We start from the raw sequence: 9433 nt of genomic DNA, 5'->3' as shown, positions 1-9433 counted from the left end.
GGCTTCACCCGAAGCCGAAGCTTCGTTCGAGGCATACAAGACCTACCGTCGCCGGTTCTGCAAAAGTTGGGACGGACTTTCTTTCGGAGAGGCTGCCGGCGAAATGGCGCAGGTCGAGTCCGACAGCGACCTCTTGACATCGACGCAGCTGACCTACGACGAAGACAAGGAGCCGCGACCGCGATGGCCTTGGAAATCTTACGGACATCGCATTCGGATGTTGCGATTCGAAACGCTGCGAATTACCTCACTTCCGTTGGCGACGCGTGGACCGACGGCAAGGAAGCCGTCGAGGGTTCGTATCTGGCGAAGCAGCTTCCGCAGATCCAGCGCCTTGCGGCATACATGGTGGCCTGCGACGTGGGGGGAGGCTGTGGAAGCGATGGCTTCTATGCATGGTCGGACTGCAGCATGTCTGTGCCATGCCGGTGTGAGCATGGACGAAATCTGGAGGAGGACCAATCCTCCGGATGTCTACGAAGCGGCTCGCCGGATGGCGCTGCTGATGAGGCGGCCATCCGACTAGCCGGCACTCGTAGCCGTTCGCGGGCGTCGACGCGGGACGATCGCTGGACGCGCCGGCCGTAGGTGCCCGGTACGCCCGTGAGTGAGGCGCCGCGCGCAGGGGGCGCTGCTCGAACAGAGTGGTGGCTATGGGTGGACTCGAACCACCGACCCCAGCATTATGAGTGCTGTGCTCTAACCGGCTGAGCTACATAGCCAAGCGGCGCGTGCGCACGGCACGCGCGGAAGGGCGTGCGATTCTAGTGCCTCGGGGCGGCCTGTCAAGCGCCATGATGTCCGCTCGCCTTGCCGCCTGCGCGAGGCGTGTGGAAGAATCGGTCGCATGTACGTTACCGGCCATCATCCATGATCGACCCCGATGGCTACCGACCGAACGTCGGCATCATTCTCCTGAACGCTCAGGGCCACGTGTTCTGGGCGCGCCGGATCGGCCGCGACGGCTGGCAGTTCCCGCAGGGCGGGATGCGCAGCGACGAAACGCCGATCGAGGCGATGTACCGCGAGCTCGCCGAGGAAACCGGCTTGCTGCCGCAGCATGTCGAAGTGCTCGGCTCGACCCCGGGCTGGCTGCGCTACCGCCTGCCACCGCGCCTCGTGCGGCGCCACGACCGCCCGGTCTGCATCGGCCAGAAGCAGGTCTGGTTCCTGCTGCGCCTCGTCGGCGAGGAATCGGCCGTGCGCCTCGACGCGACCGACAAGCCCGAGTTCGACCACTGGCGCTGGGTCGACTTCTGGTACCCGGCGGCGCACGTGGTGACGTTCAAGCGGCGCGTGTACGAGCAGGCGCTGCGCCACCTCGTCGCCCTCGCCGAGGACAGCTGCCGCGTGACCTTGCGCGAGCAGCGCTGGCTCGCCGAGCTTGTCGGTACCTGAACGGCCGGGCCCCGTGGCTCCCGGGTAGTTGACAATCATTCTCATTTACATTCAAATGGTCGGCGTCCCATCCCCGGATGTCCGCATGTACGTCTGCATCTGCAACGCCGTCACCGATCGCGCGATCCGCGAAGCCGCCGAGAGCGGCGTGCATTCGTTCGCCGAACTGCGCCGTCGCACCGGCTGCTCGGATTGCTGTGGCAGCTGCGAAGAGCTGGCGAGCCAGATCTTCCACGACGCCGTCGCGCGCACGCTCGACCTGCCGCTGATCGCCGCGGCCGCCTGAGGCGCGCCGCGCGCAGTGCCGTCGCACGCGCGCGAAATGCGTGCGATTTTCGTTTCTTCGCAAGCCGGATGCGCGCGCTATAGTCGCGCCGTTGCGCCGCGCGCCCGCGCGGCATCGCCCTTGACGGAGACCGTGCAATGAAAGGGAACGCGAAGATCATCGGCCACCTCAACAAGGCGCTGTTCAACGAGCTGACCGCGATCAACCAGTATTTCCTGCATGCGCGCATGTATCGCAACTGGGGTTACAAGGAACTGGCCGAGCACGAGTACAAGGAATCGATCGACGAGATGAAGCACGCCGATCGGCTGATCGAGCGCATCCTGTTCCTCGAAGGCCTGCCGAACCTGCAGGCGCTCGGCAAGCTCATGATCGGCGAATCGCCCAAGGAAGCGATCGCCTGCGACCTGCAGCTCGAGATGCAGGCCGTGCCTGACCTCAAGGCCGCGATCGCCGACTGCGAAGCACTCGGCGACTACGTCAGCCGCGAACTGTTCGAGGACATCCTCGAGTCCGAGGAAGAGCACATCGACTGGCTCGAAACGCAGCTCGGCCTGATCGCGAAGCTCGGCGAAAATCCGTACCTGCAGACCAAGATCGGCAGCTGATGGCGCGGCGCGCGGCTACATCCGCGCGCCTTCGAAGTCGAACGCGAGGTCGCTGTCTGCGGCCTGCACGAAATTGCCCTGGATGAAATCGACGTCGGCGCGCACGAGCGGCCCGATGCCGTGCACGTCCTCGACGCGCGGCGCGATCACGCGCGTGCCGCGCGCATGCAGGCCTTCGAGCAGGGCGGCGAAGGCGGCTCGCGCGTCCTCGTCGTCGAGCACCGGCGGCCTCGCCAGCTTGACGAAATCGAGCGCGAGCGTCGGCAATGGATGCACCTCGGCGAGTTCCGCGTCGAACCCCGCGAGCGACACGCGCGCCCCGAGTGCGTGCAGCGCGTCGACGCAGCGTTGCGCGTGGGCAGGCGCCTCGACGACGTCGGCCGCGCGCAGTTCGAGCACGATCGAGCCGGCGCCGACACCGTGCCGCGCGAGCATTCCGGCGAGCGCGGGCACCGACTGCGCATCGCGCAGGCTCGCCAGCGACAGGCTCACGAACAGCGTCGCCGTGCCGCCGCGCGCGGCGATGCGCGCGACGCAATCGGCGAGCACCCAGCGATCGACCGCATCCATCAGTCCGGCGCGTTCCGCCGCCGGCACGATTTCCGATGCCGGGTGCAATTCCCCGTCCGCGCCTCGCAGGCGCAGCAGTGCCTGGAATTGCGCGCCGTCTTCGCCGCGCAGCGAGACGATCGGCTGGAACAGCAGTTCGAAGCCCGGGCCGGCGAGTGCATGGCGCACCTGGTCGGCGAGGTCGCCGCCGCGCTCGGCCTCGAGGTCGCGCACGACGAATACGCCATGCCGCCCCTGCGCGCGCATGCCCTCGACCAGGTTGCACGCAGCGTCGTGCATCGCGCGCGCGTGGCGCGCCCCGCGCACAAACGGGCAAACGCCGACGTCGAACTCGCCCGCGCGCGCGATGTCCTCGCGCAGGCGCGCCGCTTCGGTCTCGAGTGCATCCGCGGCGAGAGCGCGATCGAACACGAGATAGCGGTCGCCGCCGTCGCTCGCGACACGATTGCCTGCGCGCACGTGCGTGCAGATCGTGCGCAGCGTTTCCGCGGCGCGAGCAGCGGCGGCGCCCGCATCGGCCGCCGCGGTGGCGACGAGCACGAACAAGCCGCCGCCGCGGATCGCCGCATCGTCGAGCGCGAGGCATTCGGAGACTTCGCGCAGCAGTTGCTCGCGCGAGCAGGCGGTGCCGCCGCGCGGTGCGAAGCGGGCTGCGGCCGATGACGTCGACGCAGGGGTGGCCGGCATCGGTGCCGCCACGGCGCCGACGATATCCGCGGGTGGCGTGGAGAAGCGCGTCCAGTATTCGGGGGGTGGCGCGACTAGTAGCGGAAAGCCGTTCTCGCGCGTCGCGCCGGCGACCATCGGCGTATCGTGCGCGCCAGCGCGCGGCAGCGAGGGCGCATCGAGGCGGCCGATCAGGCCGTCCAGGCGCGTGCGGCTCGCGCGATCGGGCGCGCGTGGCGGGTCCAGCAGGCCGGTGCAGGCCGCGTGCAACTCGTCGAGCACGTCGCCGAGCGGCGCAAAGCCGAGTTCGCGGCAGGCGCCGGCGACGCGCATCGCGTCGTCCGCGAGCAGGCGCAATACGTTGAGGTCCCACGCCGTGCGCAGCTGCTCGCCGCGCCGGCGCAACCGCTCGATGCGCGACGCGAGCTGCTGCGCCCACAGGCGGCGCGGAAATTGCGATGCAGGGTCGTTCGCCGTCATGGCCGTACCCGTTCGATCCACGCCGATCATACCAGCGGCGCGCGCGCCGCTCAGCCAGGCTTGACCACCACCAGCAGCACGATCGCGATCAGCAGCAGCGCCGGGATCTCGTTGAAGATGCGCAGCCAGCGGCTCGAGCGCCGGTTCTCGTCGCGCGCGAATGCGCCGACCATGCGCACGAGCATCACGTGATAGACGATCAAGAGGAGCACCAGCGCGAGCTTCGCGTGCAGCCAGCCCTGCTGCAGGTAGACGGTGCTCGCCTGCGCGAAGGCCGCGAGGGTGAGCGCGCCGAACACGAGCGCGAGCGCGCCGCCGACATGGGTGATGCCGAGCAGGCGCCGCTCCATGACCTTGAGCCGCTCGCGCACGAGAGCTTCGCCCGCCTCGGCGTGATAGACGAACAGGCGCGGCAGGTAGAACAGCCCGGCGAACCAGGTGACGACGAAGATGATGTGGAACGCCTTGAGCCAAAGCATGCGCGCGATCCCGTCCGAAAGCGCCGATTGTACGGCCGCGCTCGGCGCGAGCGGCCGGAGGCGCCGCCGCGGCCTTCCTTGACCGGGGCCGCGGCCAGGACATATAAGCGTCCACCTCGCGCGATGTGCGCGGTCGAACCTGCGTCATGTCCCCGATTCCGTCCCTGGTCATCCGCCGGCACGACCCGGCCCGGCAGCGGCGCACGCGCCTGCTGGTCGCTGCGGTGTGGCTAGGCTCGCTGCTGATCGTGGCGGGGCTGGTGGCGACCCTGCTCTCGCGCGCGCCGGCCCCGAGTCGTGCGGCCGAATTCGCGCAGGCGCAGAAGGAGAACGAGGCGTTGAAGTCGCGCGTCGCGATGCTCGAACGCTCCGAGCAGGTCGCCAAGGCCGCTCTCGGCGACGTGCAGCAGACCCTGCGCGATCGCGAGGAAGAGATCGACGGCCTGCGCGCGGACCTCGCGTTCTACGGCCGCCTCGTCGGCGGCGGCAAGCGCGAAGGCCTCGCCGTGCACGCGCTGCGCGTCGCGCCGATCGCCGGTTCGCAGGCGTGGAACTTCGCCGCGACGCTGACCCAGAACTTCAAGCGCGGCGCCGAAATCAAGGGACGCCTCACCCTCACCGTCGAAGGCGTCGCCGACGGCAAGCTGCGCACGCTCGACTGGAGCGCGCTGAGCCAGGGGCAGGAAGCGTCCGGAATCGAGTACCGCTTCAAGTATTTTCAACAGGTCGGCGGTACCATCATGCTTCCCGCTGGATTCGCCGCCAATCGCATCGTCGTTCGTGCCGACGGCGACGGCGGCCGCGTCGAGCAGGAGTTTTCGTGGAAGGACGCCGTCAAGGGCGAGGAGAGCGACAATGTTCCGCAGTGACAAGCGCAACGACCGGGCAATGGCGGCGATCAGCACGCTGATTGCGGCGGGCACGACGATCCGCGGCGACGTCCATTTCAGCGGCGGCCTGCACCTGGAAGGCGCGATCGAGGGCTCGATCTCCGCCGAGGGCGATGATGCGGTGCTCACGCTCAGCGACAAGGGGCGCGTCAACGGCGAAGTGCGCGTATCCAATGCGGTCGTCAACGGCACCGTCAATGGCGACATCTTCGCGGGCGGGCGCCTCGAACTCGCCGGCAACGCGCGCATCAACGGCAACGTGCACTACAAGGTGCTCGAGATGGCGGCGGGTGCGCAGGTCAACGGCCAGATGCTCTACCAGGCCGAGCCGCAGCGGCGCCTGCCGTCGCCCGGCCTCGCCGAAGACGTCGACGCGGAGCCGGCACACGCTTGAAATACCCCGCGGCGCTCCGATCTCCAGCACGACCGACGCCGCCGACACCATGAACGAAACCATCACCCCGAGCTACCTCGATGCCGGCCCCGCGCCGCTGCTGTTCACCGCTGCCGCGGCGGACAAGGTGCGCGAATTGATCGCCGAGGAAGGCAATCCCGAACTCAAGCTGCGCGTCTACATCAGCGGCGGCGGTTGCTCGGGCTTCCAATACGGCTTCACGTTCGATGAAGCGCGCGCCGAGGACGACCTGGCGGTGGACAAGGACGGCGTCACCCTGCTCGTCGATCCGCTCAGCCTGCAGTACCTCGCCGGCGCCGAGATCGACTATTCCGAGTCGTTGACCGGCGCGCAGTTCGTGATCCGCAATCCCAACGCGAAGACGACCTGCGGATGCGGCTCCTCGTTCACCGTCTGAGCCGCGCGCGCGCGGTCGGCGCATGCGCGTGAGCGATCGCATCAACATCTTCGCGGGCCTCGGCCTCGACCGCCATGCGGAACGCCGCGATGACGCGGCATGGGCCGCGTTGCAGCGGGCCGACCCGAACGCGCGCTATCTCGTGCTCGGCGCCGATGCGCCGGCGGGACGCTCCGCGTTGTTCGCGCGGCCGCACGGCGCCTTGCGCCTGCTCGATGCGGGTGAATGCCGCGATTGCCTCGCCGGAGTGGCGGCGACCTATCTCGGCCACGACGACCGGGGCCCACTGTTCGCCGTCGTGACGGAACGCGGCGACGACGCGCGCGTCGCCGATGCGCTCGGTGCGGCGTGGATCGACCTGCGCAGTGCAGGCTCCCGCCTGCCGGCATTCCAGAGCGGCCTGTTCGCCTATGCGCGCGCGATCGCGCACTGGCAGGCGCGCACGCGCTGGTGCAGCGCCTGCGGCGCGCCGCTCGAACTCGTCGCGCTCGGCCATCGCGGCAAGTGCACGAATGCCGCGTGCGGCATCGAGCATTTCCCGCGCGTGGACCCTGCGATGATCGTTATCGTGAGCTGGCAGGACCGCTGCCTGCTCGGCCGCCAGGCGGCATGGCCGGAGCATCGCTGGTCGACGCTCGCCGGCTTCATCGAGCCGGGCGAATCGCTCGAGGATGCGGTGCGGCGCGAAGTGCATGAAGAAGCAGGCGTGCGCGTCGGCGCGTGCGAATACCATTCCTCGCAGCCGTGGCCATTCCCGTCCTCGCTCATGCTCGGTTTCACCGCGCAGGCGATCGACCCGTCGATCCAGGTCGGTGACGAACTCAGCGATGCGCGCTGGTTCAGCGCCGGCGAAATCGTCGATGGCCTCGCGTCGCGCACGCTCGTATTGCCGCCGCGGCTGTCCGTCTCGCACGAACTCATCTCGCACTGGTTGCGCGAGCGCGCCGGCATCGAACTCGCCGACGTGCTCGGCGACGAGCCGTGGCAACGGCCGCGCGCGTAGCGTGGCGGGTCGTCGACGACGGTTTCCTGCGCGCAGTCGCGCGCGCCTCCGCTAGAATGCGCCAACGCTCCGTCGCGCACCCGATCGACCATGGCCCAGACCCTGCTCGCCATCCTGCTCGTCCTTGCGGGCGGCTACGCCTTGCCGGACCTCGCGCGCTGGCGCGACTTCGCCTGGCTCAAGGTCTGGCTCGCGCAGTGGACGCGGGCGAGCGGCGACGCGGCGCAGCCGCGCCTGCCGGCCGTGCTGCTGCCGTTGCTGCTGTTCGTCGTGTGCGAGCTGATCCAGCTGGTACTCGGCCACGTGCTGTTCGGCCTGCCCGGCTTCGCGTTCGCCGTCGTCGTGCTGTTCTACTGCTGGGGCCCGCGCGACCTCGACGCCGACATCGAGGCGGTGCTGAAGGCGCCCGACAGCGATCGCCGCAGTGCAGCCGTGCAGGCGCTGCGTGCCGATGGCGCCACTGCCCCGCTCGCGTTCGAAGCGGCGGCGCTGGTGGAGGCGGCATTCACCGCGGCCTTGTCGCGCTGGTTCGGCGTCCTGTTCTGGTTCGTCGTGCTCGGCCCCGCGGGCGCACTGGGTTATCGCGTGGTGCAACTGCTCGCGCGCCACCCCGCGTTCGCCGACGGCATCGACGCCACCCAGGGCGAACTGCTCGAACGCACCGCGCGCATCCTCGACTGGGCGCCCGCGCACCTCGTCGCGCTCACGCTCGCGCTGGTGTCGGACTTCGATGCCGTGATCAAGACCTGGCGCGACTACCATGCCGCGCACGGCAAGGGCTATTTCACGCTCGACCTCGGTTTCCTCGGCGCGCTCGCCAAGGCCGGCATCGATGCCGACGTCGAGGCGGGCGACGGTTACGCGAACGACATCAGCAACCCGCTGGTGGAACTCGCCGATGCGCAGCGCGCGCTGCGCCGCATCCTCGTCGGCTGGCTCTCGCTGATCGCGCTGGTGGCGTTGATCGTGCTCACGCACTGACCCGGCTTCGATCGACGATTCCGTGGCGTGCGACCGCGCGTCTCACCGGACGCTGCGAGGGCGATCGCGCCGACGTGGAACGAGTTACCCGCCCAGCACGCGCGCGAGCACGTCGCGCGCCGCGTGTGGACGGCCGAGCGCCGCCGCGCGCGCCGCGAGCCCGGCGAGGCGCGCCGGATCGGCGACGAGTTCGCGCACGCGATACGCGAGCGCGGTCGCATCGACCGCCTTGAGCGCCGCACCCTGTTCGAGCTGGTAATCGCAGTTGCGCTCCCCCTGGCGCGGGATCGGTGCGTGCACGACCATCGGTTTGCCGAGCGCGAGGCACTCGGAGGTGGTCAAGCCGCCGGGCTTGGTGATGACGAGGTCGCACGCGCGCATGAGGTGGTCGACCTGGTCGGTGAAGCCCTGCGCGACGAGCCGTCCCGGATGCCGCGCGGCGAGCGCCTGCAACTGTTCGAGTGCCTTCGCATTGCGGCCGGCGAGCGCGACCAGCTGGAAATCGGCGTCGAGCGCGAGCAGGCGCGCGGCGACGTCGTCGAGCCTGCCGAGGCCGGCGCCGCCGCCCATGAGCAGGATCGTGCGGCGTGCCGGATCGATGCCGAAGCCGGCCGCGCACGCGGCGCGATCGAGCGACTGCGCGAAGGCGGGCATGATCGGGATGCCGGTCACGTGGATGCGTGCAGCATCGAGGCCGCGTGCCCGCATGCGGAACGCGACCTCGTCGCTCGCGGCGAACCAGCCGGCCATGTCGGGTACGACCCACATGCCGTGCAGGTCGAAGTCGGTGACGACGACGTGCACCGGGCAGGCGAGGCGGCCGCGGCTGCGTTCGCGCATGAGCAGTTCCGCCGGCAGGAAGTGCGTGCAGACCACCCCGTCCGGCGCGAAGCGTGCGATTGCGCGACGCAGGTCGAGCGTATGCAGCCGCTCGATCGCGCGGCGCAGGCGCGCAGACGGCGCGCTCGGCGGCGTGCGATCCATGATCCGATACAGCATCGCCCAGGTCGACGGCGAGTGTTCGACGAGCTTGAGGTAGAGATCGGTGTAGAGCAGGCGGAACGCGCGCGGCACGTGCTGCATGACGTCGAGGTGCAGCACCTCGACGTCGAAGCCAGCGGCGGCGGCGCGCAGCGCCTCGGCCGCACGCACGTGGCCGGCGCCGGCCGAGACGCTCAGGAGGAGCAGGCGACGCCGCGTCATGCGTCGTCGCCGCGCAGTTCGCGCACGCGTGCCTCGAGCACGGGTGCGCTCGCCTCG

11 protein-coding genes and 1 tRNA gene are annotated in these 9433 nt (G+C 69.6%); 8 read left to right on the top strand and 4 right to left on the bottom strand.

Annotation, left to right across the window (positions count from 1 at the left end):
* Positions 1-645 precede the first annotated feature (645 nt).
* Positions 646-722 (bottom strand) — tRNA-Met (locus tag ACTHK2_RS00835).
* Positions 723-870: 148 nt separating this feature from the next.
* On the opposite strand from ACTHK2_RS00835, the gene ACTHK2_RS00830 reads away from it, so the two are divergent.
* The 3 genes from ACTHK2_RS00830 (at position 871) to bfr (ending at position 2292) form a co-directional block, all read left to right on the top strand.
* On the top strand, positions 871-1398 hold the full coding sequence (locus ACTHK2_RS00830; RefSeq protein ID WP_132000128.1) for an RNA pyrophosphohydrolase: 528 nt from the start codon (positions 871-873) through the stop codon (positions 1396-1398).
* 85 nt (positions 1399-1483) lie between these two features.
* Positions 1484-1684, top strand: a complete 201-nt coding sequence (locus ACTHK2_RS00825; RefSeq protein WP_440243721.1) for a (2Fe-2S)-binding protein — start codon at positions 1484-1486, stop codon at positions 1682-1684.
* Positions 1685-1821: 137 nt separating this feature from the next.
* On the top strand, positions 1822-2292 hold the full coding sequence (gene bfr / locus ACTHK2_RS00820) for a bacterioferritin (protein ID WP_440243720.1): 471 nt from the start codon (positions 1822-1824) through the stop codon (positions 2290-2292).
* Between the two features lie 15 nt (positions 2293-2307).
* Here the strand turns inward: bfr and ACTHK2_RS00815 are convergent, their stop codons facing one another.
* Entirely contained in the window at positions 2308-4008 is a 1701-nt protein-coding gene (locus tag ACTHK2_RS00815; protein ID WP_440243719.1) for an EAL domain-containing protein, read from the bottom strand.
* A gap of 50 nt (positions 4009-4058) precedes the next feature.
* A complete protein-coding gene (hemJ, locus tag ACTHK2_RS00810) occupies positions 4059-4487 on the bottom strand; it encodes a protoporphyrinogen oxidase HemJ (protein WP_440243718.1) in 429 nt (142 codons plus the stop codon).
* A gap of 146 nt (positions 4488-4633) precedes the next feature.
* Between hemJ and ACTHK2_RS00805 the strand changes: the two genes are divergently transcribed.
* From ACTHK2_RS00805 to ACTHK2_RS00785, 5 genes are all read left to right on the top strand, one after another.
* Positions 4634-5356 (top strand): DUF6776 family protein, encoded by a 723-nt coding sequence (locus ACTHK2_RS00805; protein ID WP_440243716.1) that lies wholly within the window; start codon positions 4634-4636, stop codon positions 5354-5356.
* A complete protein-coding gene (locus tag ACTHK2_RS00800; RefSeq protein WP_440243714.1) occupies positions 5343-5771 on the top strand; it encodes a bactofilin family protein in 429 nt (142 codons plus the stop codon). The genes ACTHK2_RS00805 and ACTHK2_RS00800 overlap by 14 nt, the downstream gene beginning before the upstream one ends.
* Positions 5772-5820: 49 nt before the next feature.
* A complete protein-coding gene (gene erpA / locus ACTHK2_RS00795) occupies positions 5821-6189 on the top strand; it encodes an iron-sulfur cluster insertion protein ErpA (RefSeq protein WP_440243712.1) in 369 nt (122 codons plus the stop codon).
* Between the two features lie 22 nt (positions 6190-6211).
* The gene (gene nudC / locus ACTHK2_RS00790) at positions 6212-7192 is read left to right on the top strand and encodes an NAD(+) diphosphatase (protein WP_440243710.1); all 981 of its coding nucleotides are present in this window, start codon (positions 6212-6214) and stop codon (positions 7190-7192) included.
* A 90-nt stretch (positions 7193-7282) separates the two neighbouring features.
* Positions 7283-8173: a cobalamin biosynthesis protein gene (locus ACTHK2_RS00785; RefSeq protein WP_440243708.1), complete on the top strand. Its 891-nt coding sequence runs from the start codon at positions 7283-7285 to the stop codon at positions 8171-8173.
* 84 nt (positions 8174-8257) lie between these two features.
* Here the strand turns inward: ACTHK2_RS00785 and ACTHK2_RS00780 are convergent, their stop codons facing one another.
* Complete coding sequence (locus ACTHK2_RS00780; protein ID WP_440243705.1) at positions 8258-9376, bottom strand: MGDG synthase family glycosyltransferase; 1119 nt, start codon at positions 9374-9376, stop codon at positions 8258-8260.
* Positions 9377-9433: the final 57 nt, after the last annotated feature.

It is taken from the genome of Dokdonella sp., from assembly GCF_051958935.1.
Lineage (GTDB): Bacteria > Pseudomonadota > Gammaproteobacteria > Xanthomonadales > Rhodanobacteraceae > Dokdonella_A.
The sequence above is the reverse complement of the archived record's forward strand: the minus strand, read 5'-3'. Positions and strand labels throughout refer to the sequence as shown.